The organism is Cupriavidus sp. GW821-FHT07C08 (genome assembly GCF_059419025.1).
This window is the reverse complement of record NZ_JBWKQZ010000030.1, coordinates 1-22,011: the sequence shown is the minus strand read 5'-3', so window position 1 is coordinate 22,011 and position 22,011 is coordinate 1. Positions and strand designations below refer to the sequence as shown.

At 62.1% G+C, this 22,011-nt stretch carries 16 protein-coding genes and 1 pseudogene; 1 reads left to right on the top strand and 16 read right to left on the bottom strand.

Annotation, left to right across the window (positions count from 1 at the left end; all coding sequences use genetic code 11):
• Nucleotides 1–328: 328 nt before the first annotated feature.
• From AC07UK_RS29615 to AC07UK_RS29560, 12 genes are all read right to left on the bottom strand, one after another.
• Nucleotides 329–1,495 (bottom strand): porin, encoded by a 1,167-nt coding sequence (locus AC07UK_RS29615; protein ID WP_494687023.1) that lies wholly within the window; start codon nucleotides 1,493–1,495, stop codon nucleotides 329–331.
• Nucleotides 1,496–1,614: 119 nt separating this feature from the next.
• Nucleotides 1,615–2,358: a 3-oxoacyl-ACP reductase FabG gene (gene fabG / locus AC07UK_RS29610; RefSeq protein ID WP_494687091.1), complete on the bottom strand. Its 744-nt coding sequence runs from the start codon at nucleotides 2,356–2,358 to the stop codon at nucleotides 1,615–1,617.
• 85 nt (nucleotides 2,359–2,443) lie between these two features.
• Nucleotides 2,444–4,765, bottom strand: coding sequence for a hydantoinase B/oxoprolinase family protein (locus AC07UK_RS29605; RefSeq protein WP_494687022.1), 2,322 nt, complete (start codon nucleotides 4,763–4,765; stop codon nucleotides 2,444–2,446).
• 21 nt (nucleotides 4,766–4,786) lie between these two features.
• A complete protein-coding gene (locus AC07UK_RS29600; RefSeq protein WP_494687021.1) occupies nucleotides 4,787–6,910 on the bottom strand; it encodes a hydantoinase/oxoprolinase family protein in 2,124 nt (707 codons plus the stop codon).
• A 68-nt stretch (nucleotides 6,911–6,978) separates the two neighbouring features.
• Nucleotides 6,979–8,247: an MFS transporter gene (locus AC07UK_RS29595; RefSeq protein ID WP_494687020.1), complete on the bottom strand. Its 1,269-nt coding sequence runs from the start codon at nucleotides 8,245–8,247 to the stop codon at nucleotides 6,979–6,981.
• A 70-nt stretch (nucleotides 8,248–8,317) separates the two neighbouring features.
• The gene (locus tag AC07UK_RS29590) at nucleotides 8,318–9,502 is read right to left on the bottom strand and encodes an acetyl-CoA C-acyltransferase (protein ID WP_494687019.1); all 1,185 of its coding nucleotides are present in this window, start codon (nucleotides 9,500–9,502) and stop codon (nucleotides 8,318–8,320) included.
• Nucleotides 9,499–10,290: a maleate cis-trans isomerase family protein gene (locus AC07UK_RS29585; protein ID WP_494687018.1), complete on the bottom strand. Its 792-nt coding sequence runs from the start codon at nucleotides 10,288–10,290 to the stop codon at nucleotides 9,499–9,501. The genes AC07UK_RS29590 and AC07UK_RS29585 overlap by 4 nt, the downstream gene beginning before the upstream one ends.
• 1 nt (nucleotide 10,291) lies before the next feature.
• Nucleotides 10,292–10,747 carry an acyl-CoA thioesterase gene (locus AC07UK_RS29580; RefSeq protein WP_494687017.1) on the bottom strand — a complete coding sequence of 152 codons (456 nt, stop codon included), beginning with the start codon at nucleotides 10,745–10,747 and terminating at the stop codon, nucleotides 10,292–10,294.
• Nucleotides 10,744–11,898: an FAD-dependent monooxygenase gene (locus AC07UK_RS29575; protein ID WP_494687016.1), complete on the bottom strand. Its 1,155-nt coding sequence runs from the start codon at nucleotides 11,896–11,898 to the stop codon at nucleotides 10,744–10,746. The genes AC07UK_RS29580 and AC07UK_RS29575 overlap by 4 nt, the downstream gene beginning before the upstream one ends.
• Nucleotides 11,895–12,752 (bottom strand): VOC family protein, encoded by an 858-nt coding sequence (locus AC07UK_RS29570; RefSeq protein WP_494687015.1) that lies wholly within the window; start codon nucleotides 12,750–12,752, stop codon nucleotides 11,895–11,897. Before AC07UK_RS29570 ends, AC07UK_RS29575 begins: the two co-directional genes overlap by 4 nt.
• An 18-nt stretch (nucleotides 12,753–12,770) precedes the next feature.
• Nucleotides 12,771–14,462 carry an AMP-binding protein gene (locus AC07UK_RS29565; RefSeq protein ID WP_494687014.1) on the bottom strand — a complete coding sequence of 564 codons (1,692 nt, stop codon included), beginning with the start codon at nucleotides 14,460–14,462 and terminating at the stop codon, nucleotides 12,771–12,773.
• A gap of 21 nt (nucleotides 14,463–14,483) precedes the next feature.
• Nucleotides 14,484–15,740, bottom strand: coding sequence for an alpha/beta hydrolase (locus tag AC07UK_RS29560; protein ID WP_494687013.1), 1,257 nt, complete (start codon nucleotides 15,738–15,740; stop codon nucleotides 14,484–14,486).
• A gap of 147 nt (nucleotides 15,741–15,887) precedes the next feature.
• Between AC07UK_RS29560 and AC07UK_RS29555 the strand changes: the two genes are divergently transcribed.
• Complete coding sequence (locus AC07UK_RS29555) at nucleotides 15,888–16,694, top strand: TetR/AcrR family transcriptional regulator (protein WP_494687012.1); 807 nt, start codon at nucleotides 15,888–15,890, stop codon at nucleotides 16,692–16,694.
• On the opposite strand, the gene AC07UK_RS29550 is transcribed toward AC07UK_RS29555, so the two are convergent.
• From AC07UK_RS29550 to AC07UK_RS29535, 4 genes and pseudogenes are all read right to left on the bottom strand, one after another.
• The gene (locus AC07UK_RS29550) at nucleotides 16,691–17,872 is read right to left on the bottom strand and encodes an OmpP1/FadL family transporter (protein ID WP_494687011.1); all 1,182 of its coding nucleotides are present in this window, start codon (nucleotides 17,870–17,872) and stop codon (nucleotides 16,691–16,693) included. The genes AC07UK_RS29555 and AC07UK_RS29550 overlap by 4 nt on opposite strands.
• A gap of 663 nt (nucleotides 17,873–18,535) precedes the next feature.
• Complete coding sequence (locus AC07UK_RS29545; RefSeq protein WP_494687010.1) at nucleotides 18,536–19,042, bottom strand: 6,7-dimethyl-8-ribityllumazine synthase; 507 nt, start codon at nucleotides 19,040–19,042, stop codon at nucleotides 18,536–18,538.
• A gap of 138 nt (nucleotides 19,043–19,180) precedes the next feature.
• Nucleotides 19,181–20,326, bottom strand: coding sequence for an LLM class flavin-dependent oxidoreductase (locus AC07UK_RS29540; protein ID WP_494687009.1), 1,146 nt, complete (start codon nucleotides 20,324–20,326; stop codon nucleotides 19,181–19,183).
• A gap of 274 nt (nucleotides 20,327–20,600) precedes the next feature.
• Nucleotides 20,601–21,687, bottom strand: a pseudogene (locus tag AC07UK_RS29535) (IS630 family transposase).
• Nucleotides 21,688–22,011: the final 324 nt, after the last annotated feature.

Genomic DNA, 22,011 nt, shown 5'->3' with positions numbered 1-22,011 from the left:
ATGCAGCGTAGTCGCTAAGTTTCAATGACGCGCTATGGATGACCGTTGTACCGCGGAAATTGCCGTTGGCTAGAGGGAATGTGGGCGGCAGAGATGGGTCGGTCAGAGACAATCGTGGTTTCGCGGCGGCTATCGGACCGAGATCGGCCATAAAGCGCCATTGATCTCTACCGGCAGTCGGACAATCCACCGGCGGCACTGGTGCGATAACCAGCCATTCACGATACAAGCAGTTGCCGCTCTTTGGGGTTGCCCCGTTTCATTGGACAGCTATTCCTTCATCGTAGTGGACTTTCACCACCTACTCCTTACCGGTCTCCCGGCGCACTCAGAACCTGTGGCGAACACCCAGCGCCAAGCCAAGCATCGTACGCTGCCCCTTTCCTAACGCGTAGCTATTGCCAAGCGCAAGACTATTGGCGTAGAAGGTTGCAAGCGACTCCATCATCAAGCCGGCGTTCTTGGCATATGCTGCGGTCAGGTAAGCATCCGTTCGCCTCGAAAAGGCATAGCTGCCCATCAGGGCAATTTGCCATGGGTTTGCAACGCTCGTGCTGCCGTACAGGTTCCTGATGTTGTCGTAGTTGTACTCGACAGTCAGGTTGACGACAGGACTCGCCTGATAGTTGGCACCAATCCAGTAGAAGTCGTCGCGCTGGATCACAGCATCGGTTTGCGACTTGTTCTGGCCCCATCGGTACCCGCCCATGACCTTGGCCTGATCCCCGAAGGCGTAACTGACGCCCACTGCTGCCTTCCTCGCCGTGCCGCTTCCGGTGCCAATCGTGGGATTCCACTGGTCGTAGGCGAGCGTCGCTCCCAGGGCCTTGCCGGCATAGGCAATCGCGGCGCCATAAGCGGTATCCCGCCTGAACTGCCCTGGTACTTCGCCGTTTCCGCCGATCGGCGTTGACAGCCCTACCGATGCGGGAAGGGCCACGCCCGCGCCAAAGGACCAATGCGCAAGCGCGGTCACCGGTCCGAACTGCCCGGTGTACTTGACCGTGTTGTCCTCGCGATAATTCGCGCCGGATTGCAGCACCACGGGCTCATACTGGGTGGCATAGGCAGCGGGCGCAATATTCCCGAGTGCTTCGAGCATCGATGTGTACTGGCGCCCAAGAGTAAATTGGCCAATCCCGGCCTTCTGCAGACCAACAAACGCCTGACGGCCGAACAACCGCCCCGCTTGCTGCAGCGTGCCTGTATCCACACCAAAGCCGCTCTCAAGCACGAACATTGCCTTCATGCCGGTACCGAGATCCTCTATGCCCCGGATACCCCAGCGCGAGCCGGACAACCCGCCCGAATTGAGCCGATAAACCTGTTTGCCGACGCCAGGGTCGAACTGGTTCGATGCGGCAGGAACACTGCCGACGTGTGTGCTGTACTCAACGCTTGCATCAACCACACCATAGAGCGTGACGCTGGATTGCGCGCAAGCGCTTCCCGCACAGCCGATCAAGGCGGCTGCGCTCATACCTGCAATGTTCATGGAGCTCCTGCTGTCCTGTGGACGGCCGGCGCGTGATCGCCAACGCGTTGCGCCGCCTTCTTGTTATGTGGTTCGCGATCCGGGCGGAACGCCGGGCATCCCGCCCCTGCATGCCCGGCTCACATGGAAATGCCGCCGGACACCTCGAGCGCAACGCCATTGATATAGCTGGCGTCATCGCTTGCCAGAAAGGCATAGACGCTGGCGATCTCGTCGGGCGAGCCGATGCGGCTCTGCCAGCATGCGGCGCGGAATCCATCGAGCACCTTCTCCGGCATCGTCGCGAGGATATCGGTGGCGACGAAGCCCGGGCATACCGCGTTGACGCGGATGCCCTTGGGGCCGAGTTCGCGCGCCCAGGTCTTCGTCATGCCGATCACGCCAAACTTGCTTGCCGCATAGTTGGTCTGGCCATAGTTTCCGTAGAGGCCGACCACGCTGGACGCGTTGAGGACCACGCCGCTCCCCTGCCCCACCATCACTTCGGCGACCGCTTGCGTGCAATGGAAGACGCCCTTCAGGTTGACGTCGATCACGGCATCGAACTGCTGGTCGCTCATCCGTGCCAGTCGTGCATCGGCAGTGATCCCCGCATTGTTCACCAGCACGTCGATGCGGCCGAACCGCTCCTTCGACAAGCTGACCATATTGGCAACGCCACTCCGGTCCGTCACATCCAGTGCATACCCCACCGCCTTAGAACCTGTGTCTCGCAGCGCTGCAGCCGCCTGCTCAACTGCCGCCGCATTGCGGTCACACAGCACGACGCACGCTCCCTCTCTCGCGAACCGATAAGCCGTTGCCCTTCCGATTCCCGCTGCGGCACCTGTTATGACCGCCACACGACCTTCTAACCTCTTCATCGCTTCTACCCTTCTTTGGTTTCCCAAGTCTCGCGTGCCGGCTCGGAACGCGGCCGCTGCCGCGTCCCGTTGCCGCATCGCGGTGCTACGCCTCTGCGACCGCCGCCAGCTTCTTCAGTCCGCTAATGACATCTTCGTGCTTCTTCGGCACCAGCCCCGTATGGAGGGTCGTCCAGCAGCCCGGGCAGAAATGCTCGCGGAAGACGATTTCCTCATCGACGTAGTGGTTCGGATCGACCCGGACATTGGAACTACCCGTAAGCGGATCGGAATCGCGGCACGCAACAGATAGGTGCTTGTCGTGATCGCTTAATTGCTGTCCGCAATGCCGGCACACGACCAATTGCGCTCCCTCGTGGCGTACGAGCGCGAGGTTGTCGTCGACGGGGCGGGCGTGCTCTGTTTTGAACATACCGCTAAAGGCGACGGGCGCAGGTGCCGACTGCTCGCGCCGCTCTTGCTGGATGGCGCTCCGGCGTGCTGCCGTAGCCGGCAGGTCGGGTTCGCCCTCCGCGCTAGCGACGACGCCGTAGACCCGTTCAGCAATCCCTTTGCTGATCTTGCCGGCACGCAGGTCCGCGGCCACCGCTTGGGGATCACGTCGCACAGGGTCACCGTAGCCACCGCCGCCCTGGCAATGCAGGTAGAGGACGTCCCCGTGCCCCAGTTCGCCGCCAGTCATGCATTGGGCGATCTCCATTTCGCCGTCGAGGCCAGCCAGGTCCGTCTTGAGCTCGCCGTGGGCAAACATGCCTTCCAGGTCGACGCCCCGCACCACAACGTTATGGCCAGTATTGCCCGGATGGCCACCGGCCAACCCCTGGTTCTGCGCGGTCGCCATGCCCGAACTCGACAGCACCAGCGCCATCGGCAGCGACGTGCCGTGCGGCGTGATAGCCGCCGAGGCGCTGACGCCGCCGCGGTGGCGGCCGGGGCCGCCTGAGTCCGGCTCCTCGCGTCGCCAAAGGACGATCATGGGGTACAGTAGCTCTGTCATTTCCACATCCGGAAGCTTGCCCATCGGAATGCAGAACAGACCTCCCGTATCGATCCCGTCGGCGGTAGGCCTTGCACCGTATCCGCCCGCCATCGACTCCATCACCACGTCGACGAAAGGCGTATGTCGCTTCGCGCGCTGGTCGAGTCCGGCCAGTACCGCCGTATTCCATGTGCCACAGCAAGTTGCCTGCACATTGGCCTTCAGGTCCACGGAACAGTCGAGCATCTGCGACAGGCATTGCGCGGCCAGGTTGCCGATGGCCCAGGCGGTCGCGATCGGGGCCTTGTTGATGGCAGCCGGGAACGCGGCATTGTTCATCGTGCCTTCCGGTGTGACGATGTCGAAGCATCGCATCAGACCGCCGGCCGCCCACGGAATGTTGCCCGCCAGCGTCGGCAGCAACGCCAGCATGATGCCGCCGCGCGAGCCCGCGTACGTGCAGTTGATCACGCCGGTCTGCGCGACCGTACCAGTGAAGTCGAACGTCAGGTGGTCCTCCTTCTTCGTCATCGTCAGCATCAGCTTGTGCGAACTGCGGTCCCCGGCCGAGGACTGGTCCATGTAGCTCGTTGCCTGCCATTCGCCGTCCGGCGCGTCGCGCAGCTTGTCGCGCAGTCGCCTTTCGGCGTCGTTCATCATGCGCTTCATGACCGCCTTGACCGTGTCAGGGCCGTATTGCTCGATGAGGGCGAGCATGCGCTTGCGGCCCACCGCGTTGGCGCCAATCTTGGCGCGCAGATCCAGCCCCACCAATTGCGGCACTCGCGAGCGGCGCACCCACATGTCAGCCATATCACGCTGCAACGTGAATTTGCGCACCACCTTGATCGGGGGCGTGGGCAACGACTCGGAGAAGACGTCCGGCGCCACGATGGGCATCGAGCCCGGCGCCACGCCCCCGAGGTCCGGCTCATGACAGATCGCGCTGGTCCATGAAAACAGCTTGCCTTCGTAGAAGATCGGCTGGAACACCACCACGTCGCTCTGGTGCAGGCCGCCACCGATCCAGGGATCGTTGCACAGGAACATGTCACCGTCCTCGATCCCCGGGTTGTCCGCCCGGTTCTGCAACGTCCAGTAGATCGCCAGGTCGATGGCGCCGGCCAGCATCGTGTTGTAGAGGCCAATCTGGACTTCCTGGCCAGCCTCGTCGTTGATCGTGAAGTCGTAGTCGTTCGCTTCGCTGACGACCGGGCTGCCCGACATCCGCTTGAGTGTCTCGCCCATTTCGTCGGTGATCGACCACAACCGGTGGCGAATGACCTCATAGGTCAGCGGGTGCAGCTCATCGATCACGCGCTGGTCGACGGTGTGCATCTGCAGCGAAGGTGGTACTGAGCGGAGGATGGTCTCGGGTGCGACCGGCCGGCTGACGAAAGCCTCCGAGCCGGGAATAGTAGGCAACATGGTGTGTCTCCTTCCTGCAGTTCAAACTGCCTTGGTCTTGATGGACTGGGTCTTGATGGACAGGTTGCCGAACCGGTCGATGGTGCCGCGCATGCCGCGAGGCACTACGACGGTCGTGGTCGGCACCTGGATCACGGCGGGGCCGTCGATGACGTGCCCTGCACGGAGTCGGGTGTAGTCGTACGCGGGGGTCTCAACATAGCCGTGCTCGATGTCCAGGCATATCGGTCGCCGCTCCGCAATCGCCTCATCCACCGGCGTACCATTCGCGGCGGCAATCTCGGGCAGTTCCGGCGAGACCGGCAGCAGACCTTCGCCCCGCACGCGATAGGTCAGTGCTTGGATGCCGGCGTCACGGAATCCCGATCCCTCGCCATAGAGCTGGCTGTACTTGCTCTCGAACGCGTCGACGGCATCCTGCAGCGTCCTGGCGGTGACGTCGCCTGCCGCGAGCGATGCAGCGACCTCGCCCATCTGCATGCCGTAGCGCATGTCGATCTCGCGATGAAGCTCAATGCCGACAAAGCGAATGCCCTGCCGCGCCAGCACCGCACTGACCGCTTCTTCCAGCCGCGCGAATTTCTCGGCCACCCGCTCCGGATCGAGCGGGACCACCGCCGGGTCGGACAGCTCGCGGATCACATTGATGCTCGAGGCCGCCAGTCCAAACGCCGAGAAGGCCGAGGCAACGGGACCCAGCGGCACCAGCACCTCGCTTGCCTGCACGGCCGCCCCGTATGCCGCACAGTGCGCCGGACCGGCACCACCAAACGCGTAGACGACGAAATCGCGGGGGTCGTGTCCCGCTTCGACCGCTATCTTCCGCAGCAAGTCGGCCGTCTGCGCGTTTTGTACTGCGTAGATCGCCGCCGCCGCTTCCTCGACGCTCAGTCCGAGCGGGTCGGCGACTCGGCGCTTGATGGCTTCGCGCGCCAGTTCCAGCGACAAGGGACGCTGCCCGCCCAGCAGGCCGCGCGATGGCAGGATGCCCAGTACCAGGTTCGCGTCGGTGATGGTCGGCTCGGTGCCTCCCGCGCCATAGCAAGCGGGCCCCGGCACCGCCTGTGCGCTCATTGGTCCGACTTGCAGGTTGCCGCCCGCATCGATCCAGGCGATGGCGCCGCCTCCCGACCCGATAGCTTCCACCCTCAGGGTAGGCACATTGACCGGCGACTGGTTGATGATGGTCTGCACGGCGCGGACCGGCTCTGCATCGACGATCAGGCCGGCAAGGAAAGTCGTGCCACCGACATCCGTGGCCATGACATTGCGATGGCCGAGTTGCTTCGCAAGCTGCATTGCCCCCACCACGCCGCCGGTCAGAACAGAGCCGATGGTGGTAATCGCGGTGGCTGGCGCCTCTGCGGCGGTAATGGCACCGCCTGAGCTCTGCATGACCAACAGCGGCCCGGCCAGCCCTTCCTTGCGCAAGCCGGACTCCAGATTACTCAGGTAGTCTCGCAGGCCGGGCCCGATCTGCGTGCTCATGATCGTGGTGGCATGCCGGGCGTACTCCCGGATGCGCGGGCTGACATCCGAGGACAGCGCCACATAGATGTCGGGTGCCTCCTCGGCGATGATCTCCCGCACGCGCTGCTCATGGGACGGGTTTCGAAAGGACCAGAGCAGCGACACCGCGATAGCCTTGACATCCTGCGCCACGCAATCGCGCACGGCGGCACGTACTTCTTCCTCGTTCAGTGACACGAGCACAGTGCCCTCGCGGTCCATGCGCTGCGTGACTTCCTTCAGCAGATTTCGCGTCACCAGCGGGGGTGGCTTACGGTGACCGAGCACATTCTGCAGATCCTTTGCGGATCGGCCCAGGTACCGCCCTTCCACGTTCATGATTGAGATCGAGTCGCCGTGACCCTTCGTCGTGATGAAGCCTACAGGGGGTACCTTCCCCATCACGAGCGCATTGAGCGATGACGTGGTGCCATGCGCAATGTGATCCGTGCGCGTAAGGAACTGCTCGCGGGAAAGCCCGAACTGCTCGCCGAGCAAGGCCAGTACATTGAATACGCCTGCGGAATAGTCCGGTGGCGTGGAGGGCGTCTTGGCAGAGACGATCGTCCCGTCCGCATCAATCGCAACGCCGTCGGTAAAGGTACCGCCGACATCAACTCCAACTACGAATCCCATTTCCTGTCTCCTTATGTGCCGCGGAGGTATCGCGGCGTCTACCCTTGGAAGAAATCTTTGAGTCGGTCTCAGGTGCCGACCGCATACTTGTATTTGCCCAGCAGTGCCACCGTGACGGCGCCGACAACACACGCGGCTGCGGCACAGGCATAGGCCATCATGTAATTGCCCGTCCGGTCGAAAGCCAGGCCATACAGCACCGGGCCAACGACACCGCCGAGCGCGAATACAAAGAACAGCGTGCCGTAGAGCAACCCGAACTGCCTGAGGCCGAAATACCGGCGGACGAAGAACGGAATGAAATCCCCTTCCGCACCGATGGCGAACGCGAACAGAAAGGCGCCAGTCCCTGCCACCGCCATGGAGGCCTCGGGCTGCAAGGCGATCAACGCCAGGCCAGCGGCGCCCATCAGGAACTCCACCGCCGCCACATATGGGGCATGCGCCATATCGATCAGCAGTCCTGTGCCGGCGCGCCCAACCATCACGCCGATGCCGATCAGTGCCGCGATCTGCGAAGCCTCCCGCGACGTGAAGCCCCGGTCCGTCAGTAATGGCACCATGTGGACGATGGCGCCCAGCCCTGCCGCGGAAATCACGAACAGAACGGTCACAATCACCCAGAATCGAGCCGAGCGGACAGCCTCACGCAGCCCGACGCCTGGCAGGTTCGCCGCTTCCAGTCCCTGCTGACGACGCCTTGCCCCCGCCGCCGGCGAGAGCAGCAGGACCGCCAGCAATCCCACGACCAGCGTAGTCGCCGCGAGATAACGATAGGCAACCCGCCAGCCACCCTCGGCCATCCAGTGCTCGACGAGCAATGGCATCAGCGCGTTGCCGCAGCCCAGGCCGATCATCGCGATGCCCATCGCGAGTCCGAGGCGCCGGTCGAACGCGGCCGGCAGCACACTGAGATAGCCGGTCGGTGTGGTAGCCACGGCCACCACGCCAAGCAGGAGGCTCATGCCTGCGAAGAGCATGATGCTGTCCGGCAGTACAGACAGCGCAGCCATGCCCAGGGAGAACATCACGACGGACGCCGGGATCACGCGGTTGGCCCCGACGCGGTCGATCAGCCTGCCGACGAAGGGCGCGCCCGCCGCGAGGCCGAGCTGCGCGAGCACCGAAATTGCCGACGTCTGCCCACGTCCCCATCCGAAGGTGGCCGCAATCGGTTTGAGAAAGAGCGACAGTGTGCTGAAGTAGGCTGCCGAGAAGCCGACCAGCATGCCGATCGCCGCGCCCAGCACGAGCAGCGCCTTCCCGGCCCTGGCGAGACTGCTGTCAGGGGCGTCCTGCGAGTCCCACTCCGCAGCAAGCATGGATTCCGATTTCATGAGGTTGTCTCCCGAAGGCGATGGCGCCTTCCTTATTTGCCTTTATTGACGCGGGCTGTGACCGCTGTCGCTAGCACACTTCGAATAGCGCGGCCGCACCCATCCCGCCACCGACACACATCGCCACCACGACGTACCGCGCACCACGCCGTCTGCCCTCGATCAGTGCATGCCCGGTCAGGCGCGAGCCGGTCATGCCGTATGGATGCCCAAGCGAGATGGCGCCGCCGTTCACGTTGAAACGCGCGGGGTCGATACCAAGCGCATCGCGGCAGTACAGGACCTGGCAGGCGAACGCCTCATTCAGCTCCCAGAGTCCGATGTCGTCGACGGTGAGGCCGTGAAGCTTGAGCAGTCGGGGGATCGCGTACACAGGACCGAGACCCATTTCTTCCGGCGCCACACCCGCCACTGCCATGCCCCGGTAGACGCCGAGCGGACGCAAACCATCGCGCTCCGCCGCGCCTCGCTCCATCAGCACGCAAGCGCTGGCGCCGTCGGAGAGCTGGCTCGCGTTGCCCGCCGTGACACTGCCGCCGGTCATCACCGACTGGAGGCCGGAAAGCGCATCCAGTGACGTGTCGGGACGATTTCCCTCGTCGCGCGACAAGGTGGTCGTCTGCTGCGTGATCGCGCCGGTCTGCCTGTCGGTGACCGACATCTGGACCGTGATCGGCACAATCTCGGTGTCATACAGACCATCGCGCTGGGCGATGGCGGTGCGCTGCTGCGACTGGAGCGCATACGTATCCTGCTGCGCTCGCGAGACGCCATACTTGCGCGAGACGAACTCCGCGGTCTCAAGCATCGGCATATACGCATGCTCGGCGAAGCGCACCACGTTGGCGTCCGTTTCGGCGTACACCCACTTGTAATATGGGTTCTGAACGGCGGAGATGTTCTCCTGGCCCCCAGCCACGACGACCTCCATGCCATCCACCACGATCTGCTTCGCGGCCGTGGCAATCGCCATCAGCCCGGACGCGCACTGGCGATCGATCGTTTGCGCACTCGCCGTATGCGGGACCCCGGCGGCAAATGCCGCCAGGCGGGCGACGTTCGAGCCAGCGGTGCCGGCAGCGAGTACGGTTCCGACAATGACGTCGTCGATCCGTGCAGGATCGACCTGCGACCGCTCGACGGCGTGCCGGATGGCATGTCCCATCAACGTCGGGGACTTGGTGCTGTTGAAAGCGCCGCGGAAAGCCCGGCCAATCGGCGTGCGTGCGGTGGAAACAATGACGGCTTCTCTCATGCCACGCCCTCCCCTGCCGCAACCGGCGCGTTCGGATAGCGCCCCGACAGCAACGCCCCCGCCCCCGGCACCACCGGGTCGAGACCGAGATGGTCGAGCATGCGGCGGGCCGTGCAGACCGCGGTGGACGTCACTGGAATGCCGATGTGGTCTTCCACGATCTGGATCGACGGCAGCGACTGCATTTGCACGCACGCCGAGAGCACGACGACATCCGCGTTGGCGATATTCAGGCGCTTCACGTCCTCGATCAGCCGCGCCGGGTCTCGCCGCCCGACTTCCAGGTTGTCAGGAATCTCGAAGGCGAGCGAATCGACAACCTCGATACCTTCATCTTCGATGTACTCGATCACTCGGTCGCACAGCGACCGCATGTAAGGCGCCAGGAGCGCAATCCTCCTCGCTCCCATGATGCGAAGGCCCTCGACCAGCGCGCCTGCGGACGTCATCACCGGCGCCTCGCAATGGTTGGCGCGGGCCACGCGCGTCAGTTCGCGCTCCACGTCACGGTGATAGCCATTGCCCATCGCCATGATGGCCACCAGGCAGGCGGTGCTCATCACGTCGACGCGCGCGTCGGCCAGTTCCGCCGCGCAGCGCAGCCCTTCCCGGTTCATTGCCTCGAGTTCCTCGCGAGTGACCTTGTGCATCCGCATGCGGCTGCTATGAAAGGTAAAGCACTCGGGGCGGATAGCTTCGCGGGCGCGCAGCATCGCCGGTATCTCGGTTTCCATCGTCGTGTTCGAGCTCGGTACGATTTGACCGATGCGATAGGTGCTGTGGGGCATGCTAGTTCTCTCGATTCGTCAGATACGGAATAAGCGCTCTGCGCAGGACTTCCGGAATGGGCGTGCGCTCCCGCACATCACCGCGTATGCAGACCGGCGAGAAGCGGCCCTCGAAGGCCAGGCGTCCGTCGGCCAGGAACGCCTCCGCCACGATATCGAAGGTGTGTTCGCGGATCTCCCCGACGCCAACACGCAGATCCACCACGTCGCCGGGATACAGCGACACGTGGAAGGTGAGCGACATGTGCTTGCACGGCAGGCCGATTCCGGATTTCCCGTTGGCGGGGAGGTCCGGCCCGAACCCAAGGTGGTTCGTGAAGTGCATGACCGCACTCAGCAGGTACTCCGTGAAGCGGCCGGTATAGACCACGCCGGCCGGATCGCAGTCGGCCCACCTGACGGTGCGCCTTACTACGAATGGCGCCTCCGACAGCACGTATTCCACGCTGCGGTTCATGTGGCCCTCGACGCCGCAGCGAGTCGCTGCATCAGGGCCGGAAACTCGTTGCGCAGCCGTTCATCATCAACCCGGCCGGTCCGCGTCATGAACTCGTACACGAATTCTTCTGGCGTGTATGCCTCCATCCACTTGGCGATGTCCTCGTACCACATGTACGAGCGCTCTGACGCTGCGATCAGCTTGGCCTTCTGCGGCGCGTGGTTGCGTTCGAAGGCCGCCAGGCCAGCAATGGCGTCGCCTTCGCTACGGAGCAGGGCATCGGCGAGGGCGCTAGCGTCTGTCATGGCGATGCGTGTTCCGGAGCCGATGGAGAAATGCGCGCTGGCTAGCGCATCCCCGATCAGCACGTGACGGCCGTAGACCCAGCGGGTGTTGCGGATGACGGGGAACTGGCGCCAGTTCGACTTGTTGGAGACGAGCCCATGACCGTCCAGTTCAGGCGCAAAAATCTTCTCGAAGAGCGCCTGCCGCTCGTCGTCGCTCATTTTGTCCAGTCCGACACTGAGCCAAGTGGCGTCGTCACATTCGGCGACGAACGTGCTCATCTCATCCGAGTAGGCGTAGTAGTGAGCGACAAAATGCCCGCCGGCATACTTGCGGAACACAAGGGCTGGCGATTCGAATACTTTCTTCGTTCCGAACCACGCGAAGTGGTTGGTCAGGGAATGCTGCGTAGTACCATAGTGATCGGCGAACTGCCGCCGGATCACTGAGTTGATGCCATCCGCACCCACCACGACATCGGCATCCGCCAGGCCAAGCCGATCGAGGTCCTCGGTGGACTCGATGCGTTCATCGAAATGGATGCGAACGCCTGCCGTCAAGGCTTCGTCGCGTAGGACCTGCAGCAACTTGAGCCGCGGAATTGCGCCGCCCTTGACGTTCAGTTCGATCTCGATCGGCACTTCGCGTTGCACGATGATCTGACGCTCGTTGTAGCGCATCTCGTCGCAAAGCGCCCGATACGAGGCTTCGTCTGCATCCTGGAGCTGCAGCAGGCCAGAGTCCGCCAGCACCACGCCAAAACCGAACGTAGCGTCGGGCAAGTTCTGCTCGATGACTTCGACCTGCCATGCCGGCGCGCGACGCTTGAGCAGCAGCCCAAGATACAGGCCAGACGGCCCTCCTCCAAAGATGGCGACTTTCACTTCTGACTCCCGGGTACGATTTCCAGTCGATAGCGGTCGAAGACCTTCACGTCGCCGCCGAAGCCACCTGTCAGCGAGGCATTCCACAGCGCCGGCACGAAGCCGAGTGCCTTGCGCTCGAAGACGATGCCTTGCGGCGAGCGGACGCGCCAGTAGCCATCCGTCGGTCCTTCGACGCTGCAGCGCTTATCTTCACGGGCGGCCGCGACGAGCGGCTCGAACTCAGGCACGTCGAGTACGTAGAGCAGTGCCTCGCCCGACGCGTCACGGTCGTCGTGGCATATTCCACGCGCCTTGCGGCGCCATACCTGGTCGATGCTGGTAAATGCTTCCGTGCCGTTCGTCATAGCATCTTCCATCGCCATCGCTGCATCGAGCGTCCGCGCGGCGTCCTCGCCATCAAGCGCCGTCATCGGCCGCTCCTGGAGCGTGATTTCCAGGTAGTAGCCATTCGGGTCATTGAAGTAGATCGACTCGATCAATTCATGACGGATCTGGTAGATCAACGGGATGCCCTGGGCCTCCAGCCTGGCACGCCACGCCAGAAGTTCTTCGTAGGTGTCCACGGCCCACGCGGTATGCGTGGCCTGGAAGCGGTAGTCATCCACGGCTCGCGTGTAGTCGGGTTGTTCCGTATCTATGTAATAGAAGAAGGCGATTGTGCTGCCCTTCCCGCTCTCGAAGAAGAAGTGCAGGAAATCCGGGTGATTCGACGGGCCCCAGCCGCGCGCCGAGATCGCGTGGACCAGCGGCAGTCCGAGCTTGTCGCGGTAAAACTCGACGGTTTCGCGCAGCTTCCATGTAGGCCGCGCGGTGTGGTGGACGCCGTTCAGTACAGGCTGTTTGCTTTCCAATTTGAATCTCCTACTCGGTCAACTATTCGGGACGATGAGGCGGGCTACGTGGTCACGTAGTCCCTGCCGGCTGAGCTTTCCGGACGCAGTCAGCGGGAACTCGGAGACGACCTCGATGCGTTCCGGCCATTTGTATTTCGCCAGGCCGTATTCCTGCAGGTAGCTGCCCAAAGCCTGCACGGTCGGGGCGTCGTACCCCTCGCGGAGGATAAGAACCGCGCACAGCCGCTCGTCGTAGACTGGGTCGGGATAGGGAACGGCGACGACGGCAGCCACGGCCGGATGCCCGGCTACGGCCATTTCGACTTCCTCGCAATTGATCTTCTCGCCCGCACGGCTGACCAGGTCCTTCAGCCGACCGCAGAAGACGTAGTAAGTCTTGTCGCCGATGCGCTTTGCCTGCATCAGGTCGCCCGACCTGTAGTAGCCGTCGCTGGTGAACGTCTCGCGATTGCGTTCCTCGGCCCGGTAATAGCCGTGGATGGTGTATGGCCCCTTGAAGGCCGGCTCCCCGATCTCGCCGGGCGCAGCCGGCTCCTCTGTGCCGGGAACCAGAATGCGCACTTCGTCCAGCGCGCTTACAGGCCTGCCGTTGGCGGTATCCAGCGCTTCCGCCGGATCGTCCGGGTGGGTGAACATGATCACCCCTTCGGTGATGCCGAAGATGTGATAGACCGGCACGCCCAACAGTGCACGGAGCTTCGGCGCGCTGTTGGCCGAGATCACGCCGCGCGCATTGGACAAGTCCATACGTCCGCCCTTGAGCGCGGATTCGATGCGAGCAATGATCGGCCCGCCCAGCATGAGCCACGTGGGCCGGGTAGTTTCGATCAGCGAGATGAGCGTTTCCGGGCGTAGATCCGGGGCGACGGTCACCGTGCCGCCGCTCATCAGAATCGGGCCGAAGCAGCAACCCATGTTGAGGTTGTGCACCATCGGCTGCGGCATGAACAGGACATCGTCCGACCGATAGCCAAGCCAGTCGGCTACCGCACGCATGTTGTAGAGATACTCGTTGTGGAATCGGGGAATGATCTTCGGCACGCCGGTCGTCCCACCCGAAAGTTGGAACATCGCGACCTGGAACGGGTCGAGCACCACTTCGCCGAGTCGCGCTACGGCCTGTGCTTCGCTGACCGAGTCGATGAGTTGCTCGAGGTGCAGCACACCGTCCTGCGGCTCGCCTCGCACCTGCAGGATCCATTTCAGCGAGGGCGTGGCATCGCGCATCTTACGGGCAAACGCAATGCCATCGAATTTGGGATCGTCGCCTTGCACGATATGCAGCCTGGCTTCCGCGAGATTGGCCAGGTAGCCAATTTCCCGCTCCCGGTGCGCCGCGAGCGTGCAGATGGGAATCAGGCCGGCTTTCAGGCAAGCCAGGAAGGCCATGACTAGCTGTTCGCTGTCGCCAAGCTGGAAGACAACCCGGTCGAGCGGCACAAGTCCGGTTTCCAGCAGGGCGGCCGCGAGGCGGGTGGTCTTTGCGTCCAGCTCGGCATAGGTCATTCGCAGCCGCGGCCCCAGCAGCGCGACGTTCGCGGGATACTTCGCGGCCGCGTTGCGAAAGCCGTCGACCAGCGTCTCGAAGCCGAGCACGCCTTCGGCAACGTAGCGTTCCAGATCCTTCTGCGGCGGGTAGACCACGCCTGGCAGCGGGGCGGCAACGCCCGGCGTTCGCGGTGCGCTGGGATGCGTCGGATTTGTCACTGATGTCTCCATTCGATCTGTTTAATTGAATGTTGCGCGCAGCCATTCCCCGAGGTGGTGCCCCGCGATGACCTGCCCGGATGGCTCTCCCTCCTCCAACGACTGGCCGTGATGGTTGCCCCGGACGCGGACATGAGTCTTTTCCCCGCTCCGGATAGAAACGAAGATTTCCGCCACATCCGTGGGGAACACGCAGTTGTCGCCGGTGTATTCGATCAGCAACGTCGGCTGCTCGATCGAGTCGGCACACTTCTCGAAAGTGGCGTTCGACGACAGGCCGGACCAGGTGGACAGCCAGGACTCCGGCGTGACCAGGCGCCCGAAGCCGACACTGCCGTAGTTCGATACAGCGGGGTCGGCACCCCAAAGTGATCCCACCAGGCGATTGGAGGGGTCGAGAGACAGATCCCAGCATCGCAGGTCGGCGTCCGTGCGCCATACCTGGAAGATCAACCCGTGGCTGGCCACGAGCTTGTCCTGCCTGCCCGGCGAGTACTTGTTGCGAGCCTTGGCGTCCTGGCGGCGATTGATGGCTTCGCGTGCGAGCCCGTCAAGCCGCGCCACGCGCTCGCGTTGCGCCTGCCGATAGCGCGCACGGAAGTCCGGCAGATAGGTTGACGATTCGGGTGGATGGCGGAAGCCGTTGGCCTCGCTGAACGGGTCCAGTGCCGCATCGCAGGCAAACGGGTCCGCCTCGTCCGTCACCGAAGGGTCGAGGGCGTTCATCAGCAGGATTCCCTGCCCGGGATGCGGCGACACCAACGCCACCCCATCCGCGCCCGGCAGGTCCGCCGTCAGCAGTTGCGTGGGGCGGCCGCCAGGGGTACGCGCGATGCGCTGATCGGGTGGCAGCATCGACTGCTGGTTATAGAACGCGAACAGCCCCGCGCCACCCGAATTGCCAAGGAGAACGATGGTCTCGAAACCCAAGGCCCGCAGTTGCCGCATCCCCGCCGCCACCTCATGCAATGCGAATTCGTGCTCCAGACGCAGATCGTTTCCGATGGAGCGCGGCGCCTGTACCCAGCAGGCCCATCCCGCAGCCAGCACCTCGGGCACGAGGTAGTGCGTCAGGACAAATTCGCGCGGATGCATGATGAAGACGACCTTGCGCTCTGCGCCCCGCGAAAACAGTACGCCAAGCGTCGCCTGGCCGTCGGCCGTGATCAACGGATAGGGCTTAGTGGCGTAGGTCGAAGGCATCCGCGCTGCGTTCCAGGATGCACCGCGCAAACCTGCGGTAACCGCTACTTTCCCATCTCGATTCTGCAACTTCATTCTAACTCCGTCTGACTTCTGGACTCGAGCTTCTGCTTCGAGACGCCGCGTTATTTGATGCACCATCAATTCTGTGCCTGAAGATTAGTGCTAGAGTTGATGGGTCGTCAAATAAAATTTGAACCCTCTCTCGTTTACCCTGATGCCATGAGGACACCCAAGCAGAACGCCAGTGAAGTCACCCCCACAAAGCCATCGCGAGCTGGACGCCGCCCAAAGGGCGACGGCTCGGGCGGCCCCGAGCTATCGCGGGACGCAGTGATCCACTGCGCCGTGGCGATCGCTCAAGGCGAGTCGATCGACGAGGTGTCGATCGCCCGGGTGGCAAGGGAACTTGGCGTCGTAACCGGACTGATTCACTACTACATCGGGAATCGCAGCGACCTGTTAAGCACAGTGATCAATGCGGCGATGAAAGACCGGCTTGCATCGCTTCCTCCCATCGTCGGTGACTGGCGGGTCGACCTTCGGGCTCTCGCCCGGTCAGGCCTGGAGTCCTACGCGCGCTGGCCCGGACTGGCAACGTATATCGCCACGCAGAACCGATTCCGTCTGTTTCAGCGCGTGCAGCCCGGCGAAACAGACTACGGTCTCGCCTATTTCGATCATGTGGGCCGGATTTTCCAGCAGGGCAGCTTCACGAAAGGCCAGGCTGCGATGGCCTATCACCTGCTAATGCTGTTCGTGACAAGCATGGCCGCCGAGAGCGCCCATCACCAGGCGCCGGCGGAGCACAAGGACTTCATTATCGGATACGTGTCTGGCTTCGACAGCGAAAGCATTCCGGGCGCCTCGTACCTCGCGGGCGCGTTTGCCGAACTGGACAGCCCTACGACGTTCGATGCAGGCATGCAATTGCTGCTTACCGGTTTCGAGGAATGGCTGGCGCCGAACGCGCCCCAACGCGCTCGACGGACCGGCAAGTCTCGCCGCGCAACGCCCGACGAGTCTTAGAACTTGTAGGTGTACCCGAGCGTATAGGCCTGGTAATTCGAACTGATATTAGTGCCGGTGCTTGGCCCGGTTCCGGCAATGGATCGCGGTATTCCGTATTCGAATGCGCCGGTGATTGCGCTCTTCTTGTCGATGGCGTAGGTGAAGCCTGCGGTGACGGCACGGGTGCTGATGCCGGGTCCGTACACGTTGGCGAGCGTGTGGTCGGAGTCGAAGTAGGAACTTGCGGCGCTATAGCCGGCGCGCACTGTCCATCGGCTATCAATTTCGTACGCTGCACCAAATCGAACGAGGTTCTGGTCATGCCAGTCGAAACTGGACGGCATGTTGTACCCGGCTGCTTTCGACCATTCGATACGAAGGTAGTCCAGTCCGAGCGTCAGCCGAGGGAGCGGTCGGACCGCAATGCCGGCGCCGTACCGGGCCGGACTGTCGATGTGCCCACCGCTCTCCGCGAGCACATCGTTCTTGTATCCGGAAAGCGCACTGAATCGCGTCTTGGTGAAATAACTCAGGCCAAGGGACACCATGGACACGGGTGTCCATAGCGCACCAAAGCCCGCGCCAATGCCGCCTGCCCAGGAATTGCCGTGGCTCGGAACAGGCTGCAATGCTCCCGTCGAGTCCGGCGCCAGAATACCGTTGATGCGAAATTGCTGAACCCCGACCACGAGGGATGCGCCGACGGACAGATTGGTCAGCGGCTTGTATGTGACCGTGGGACTGATGTTGACGATCGCCAGGTGTGTCTTGGCCTCCTGCGCACCAGGCACGGGAAGCACGGGCTCACCATAGTGGGAGGCAACGCCCACCCCTGTGACTGCGACACCAAAGGTCCACTGCGGGGCAATCTGGTAGTTCACCCCTAGTCCCGGCGACGGAATGATGACCCGGGAATACAGGTGGTTATCGGGCGATCCGAATGTCGAATCCGCAGCGATGGGCAGCACGAAGCCGAACACATCGACTCTCGAGCCCACCTCAGCCATGCCTGCGGGATTGTCGGCCGCGACCGTTGCATCCTGCGGCAGGGCGATCGAGACGCCACCCATGCCTGAACTCATGGGACCGCTACCAGACAGATAAATGCCGTTGAATGCTTCGGCAGTGGACATCCCAAACACCGTTGCCGAAAGCGATACCAGCGCTACCCCGCCGCGCAACACTGCTGACTTCATTGCCCTCTCCTCCATGGTTTTTCTGATCCAACCCGGCTTACATTTCCGCCGGTGGTAATGACCTTTCAGGTGCGCTCCAGGCCTTGGCGCTTCGTGGAATGAGGAAGGCACTTCCCCACGCGGGGAACAGGCATCGATGCCGGGGGCGGCATGATTTGATGCACCATCAATTGAAATCTAATTTAGCACAAATTGATGGCTCATCAAAAATTATAGGGAGGGGAGAAAACCCTTACAGCCCCGTCACGCGGGGGGGAGGGAGCTGTCACCGCTCGGCCAGCAGAGTGCTGTCGGCAGCCTATCGGCTTGCGACGACGGGCCCAGCCTTGGAGGAGAACCGATCGGACCCCGTTGGGATTCCGTCGCCTTGCTGGCCATGGCCGCTGTCGTAACCAGCCCAGCGATGTTCACCGCTTTGCCGCCGGCCAGCATGCGCGGCGCCTCGTGGGAAGCGTCTAGAGCTGCGCGACCGCCCGGTTCAGACAGCCGAATCTTGGGCGGCCAATCGCCCAGGAGTTTCGACACTTGCCGGCAGAGGTCGCACTCCGAGTGACTGTTGATTCCTCGGACAGCCGTAGAGCCGCTAGATGGGCCGCAATCGATAGGGGATATATCACCGGGGGCGGCACGCGTGGCCACGCTTGCGAATCGAGGACGAGGTCATCAAGCAGCCGGCCCCGCCAACGCGGCTAGCTTGCTCACCGTCTCCGCACAAGCGTTTGCCACCTCAGCTCCCTTCAGAAGGAAGTGTTCACGAAAGAAGGCCACATGCTCTTCACCGTTATGGAAATGGTGCGGAGTGAGAACCGCCGAGAAAACCGGCTTTCCCATTTCGAGCTGAACCTGCATCAATCCGTTGATCACCGCCTGGGCAACAAACTCATGGCGATAAATTCCGCCATCGACCACGAGACCCGCGGCGACGACGGCGTCGTACCGGCCGGCCTGCATGAGTCGCTTGGCATGCAATGGCAGCTCGTACGCTCCGGGCACTTCATACGTGTCGATGTCTTCAAGGCAATAGCCATGCTGCTGGATGGTATTTAAAAACGACGCCCTGCATTGGTCAACGATCTCGCGGTGCCAGCAAGCCTGAACAAAAGCAATACGCGGACGTCGGCCGGTGGAAAAAAACACCGCTTTTGATTCGTTGTCCTTCGAACCGCTCATCAATATTCCCCCTGTCTCCTGTACTCCGTGCTGACTGAAGTAGCGGCACGAAGCTGCATCGAACGTACATTGCTCGCGCAGTGCATCGCGATGACCTCTATCTGGTTAATAAGCGACTTTCGGGCGTCGCTGCCCCCATCACCGTGCGGCGCCGCTTTCCAAAGGATGCTTCCAGATCCCGGCTTCTCGCAAATAGGGAAGTACCTTCGTAAAGGTTCTAAGCTCTTGCGGGCTCCAGAGCGGAAAATTGATCAAAATGCTCGACATCGAGGTGTTTGCCTTCAGGTCGATCAATTGCTCGGCAACTCGCCGTGGCGTTCCGAGCAGCTTCAGCACTGACCCACCGCCTCCGAATGCGACGGCGGCCTCGTCGGTTCCGATCTTGTCGAACATCGAACGTGCCGACTCGATCGATCCCAGCACGTCGGCCGCGATTTCCCTCGTCGCGTCCACGTTGAGGCTCTTCAGCAAGCCGTCGAACTCCTCCTGCGCCCGGCCCTCTTCGTCGCGAATCATCGCAAGGGAGAATGGACACAGCCCCACGCAGCGGCCGTGCTTCTCCGTGAGTGCCGCAAGTCGGGTTCCCACCTTGTTGAGACCCTCCAGGCTGTTGGCCAGCGTCACGAGGTCGTCGCAATGACGCGCGGCGAACGCTATGCCGGCTTCCGATGCTCCTGCAGAAACCAGACGCGGATAAGGTTTCTGTACGGGGCGTGGAACCTTTAATCTCCCTTTGACGCGATAGTACTGCCCATCGACGTCTATCGGCTCGACTTCTGACCAGAGGCGCTTGACGATATCGACAAACTCGGACGCCATCTCGTATCGCTTGTCGTGGTCAACAAACTCCTCGCCGAATAGTGCCGCTTCGTCTGCGCTGAATCCAGTCACAATATTCCATCCCCAGCGTCCTTCGCTAAACGCATCGAGCGTCGCGCCCATGCGCGCGACATGGGCAGGCTTGTGGTGAGTCGTATGGAACGTGGAGATCACCCCGATGCGGTCGGTGGCGGTCAACAGCGCCATCGCGAGAAGTGGTGCATGAAACGCCGGCGACTGGTGCCCGAACTGCTCGGCCACCCGCTGATGTCCCGACCAGTTGTCCGCGATGAACAGCGAGTCGAACCCGACGTCCTCTGCTGTACGCGCCAGCTCCAGCAGCGGTCCTCGCCGCATTTCCGGCACGCGGCGCGCGGCTTCGTCCGAATAGACGAAGTTTGTCTTTCCAGACGGGAAAAAATAACCGACGCTGAGTCGGTCGGGATCATTCGAACTAGTGATCATTTAATGTAGCCTGAATCAATGGGTTCAGCGCGCTGCGCATGCCTGAAAATGCGTGATACGCTCCGCAAAAATTTCCGATCTGACGGCTGCCGTATTTCGGACTTGTATTGGTAATGCCTAGACAGGATTCAACTCATGGACATGGTAGGGCCGGCCTGATGCCGTTTCCACTGAAATTCCTACAACTCGGCTATTCTCCTCGCGCATGCGCCCCTATCCGCAACGGCGTCGCGCGCGAGCCGCCAAACTACACTTCACCGTCTAGTGGTGTGCGTCAAACGGATTGCATCTTATTCAGCTTTGCCCGGGCACGCGTGACTTTCGCCAAGATGTCAGAAGCTTTGGCGGTCCAGATGAACGGTTTCGGATCACGATTGTGCCTCTCCATGTATTGCTCGATGGTGCTGACCAATTCGGGTACCGAGTGAAAAGCCGAGCGCCGCAATTGATTCTCTGAGAGGTCACGAAAGAAGCGTTCGACCCATGTTCAGCCAGGAGGCGCTGGTGGGGGTGAAATGCGTGTGAAATCGTGGGTGTTTGGCGAGCCACGCTTGCACATTGGGGTGCTTGTGGGTTGCATAGTTGTCAGCGATCAAATGGAGCTCGCGGTCCTTGGGCGTACTTCGATCAATCTGCCGCAAGAAGCGCAGCCACTCTTGGTGTCGATGCTTTGTCATGCACTGACCAATGACACTTCCGTCGAGGGTGTTCATCGCCGCGAACAAGGTCGTCACGCCATGACGCTTGTGGTCGTGAGTCATCGTTTGACAGCGACCTGGCTTCAACGGCAGGCCTGGCTGGGTCCGGTCAAGCGCCTGAATCTGGCACTTCTCGTCGCAAGAGAAGACCAATGCGTGTTCGGGTGGATTGAGATACAGCCCGACGATGTCTTCCAGCTTCTCGGTAAAGTGTTTATCGTTCGACACCTTGAAGCTCGCCACTCGATGCGGCTTGAGTCCATGCGCCTGCCAGATGCGCCGCACGCTCGCCGCACTGACGCTGGCCTTCGCTGCCATACTTCGCGTACTCCAATGCGTCGCATTATCCGGACGCTGTTGGGTTGTCAGTGCCACGATGGCTTTGACCTTGCGCGCGGAAATCTTCGGCTTTCGTCCCGGCCGCGCCTCATCTTGCTCGATCCCCGCGAGTCCGTTGGCTATAAATCGCGCTCGCCAGCGTGCTACTGTGCCGCGCCAGACACCGAGCTCTGCGCCGATCTCTTTATCCATTTTGCCCTGCGCTGCGAGCAAGATCATCTTGGCGCGCTCCGCAAGCCTCACCGCGATCGTCCGGCTCGTAGCCCACGTTTCTAGCTGTTTGCGCTGTGCTTCACTTACCTCAACCTGTGCCGCGATTCTCATGAGTTCGCCCTCCATATAAAGCAGACTCACTGATCGCCATTAAGTTGCATTATTTATGACGCATATCACTAGCGAAACACGACCGATATCGGTCCAGGCCTCGCCACGGTCAAAAGACCCGCCGTCCACAGGCCCAGTAGTATGAAGACGTGGCTCCCCGTTGCCGGCAGAGCAACGACAAAGGGAGCAAATCAGAAGAGGCTGGATGGATATCAATCCAATCGATCAGAATCTCTTTCAGTAGCAACCTAGTACAACATCCCGCAAATGGCTTTAATAATTATCGGGCTGCAGATATAGGTGCAGGAGCGTGACGACCACCTC

Coding starts and splice junctions, on each gene's coding strand:
- AC07UK_RS29590 (WP_494687019.1), bottom strand. CDS start 9,502: ATGAGAGAAGCCGTCATTGTTTCCACCGCACGCACGCCGATTGGCCGG.
- AC07UK_RS29560 (WP_494687013.1), bottom strand. CDS start 15,740: ATGAAGTTGCAGAATCGAGATGGGAAAGTAGCGGTTACCGCAGGTTTG.
- AC07UK_RS29540 (WP_494687009.1), bottom strand. CDS start 20,326: ATGATCACTAGTTCGAATGATCCCGACCGACTCAGCGTCGGTTATTTT.
- AC07UK_RS29550 (WP_494687011.1), bottom strand. CDS start 17,872: ATGAAGTCAGCAGTGTTGCGCGGCGGGGTAGCGCTGGTATCGCTTTCG.
- AC07UK_RS29545 (WP_494687010.1), bottom strand. CDS start 19,042: ATGAGCGGTTCGAAGGACAACGAATCAAAAGCGGTGTTTTTTTCCACC.
- AC07UK_RS29600 (WP_494687021.1), bottom strand. CDS start 6,910: ATGGGATTCGTAGTTGGAGTTGATGTCGGCGGTACCTTTACCGACGGC.
- AC07UK_RS29595 (WP_494687020.1), bottom strand. CDS start 8,247: ATGAAATCGGAATCCATGCTTGCTGCGGAGTGGGACTCGCAGGACGCC.
- AC07UK_RS29615 (WP_494687023.1), bottom strand. CDS start 1,495: ATGAACATTGCAGGTATGAGCGCAGCCGCCTTGATCGGCTGTGCGGGA.
- AC07UK_RS29585 (WP_494687018.1), bottom strand. CDS start 10,290: ATGCCCCACAGCACCTATCGCATCGGTCAAATCGTACCGAGCTCGAAC.
- fabG (WP_494687091.1), bottom strand. CDS start 2,358: ATGAAGAGGTTAGAAGGTCGTGTGGCGGTCATAACAGGTGCCGCAGCG.
- AC07UK_RS29555 (WP_494687012.1), top strand. CDS start 15,888: ATGAGGACACCCAAGCAGAACGCCAGTGAAGTCACCCCCACAAAGCCA.
- AC07UK_RS29605 (WP_494687022.1), bottom strand. CDS start 4,765: ATGTTGCCTACTATTCCCGGCTCGGAGGCTTTCGTCAGCCGGCCGGTC.
- AC07UK_RS29580 (WP_494687017.1), bottom strand. CDS start 10,747: ATGAACCGCAGCGTGGAATACGTGCTGTCGGAGGCGCCATTCGTAGTA.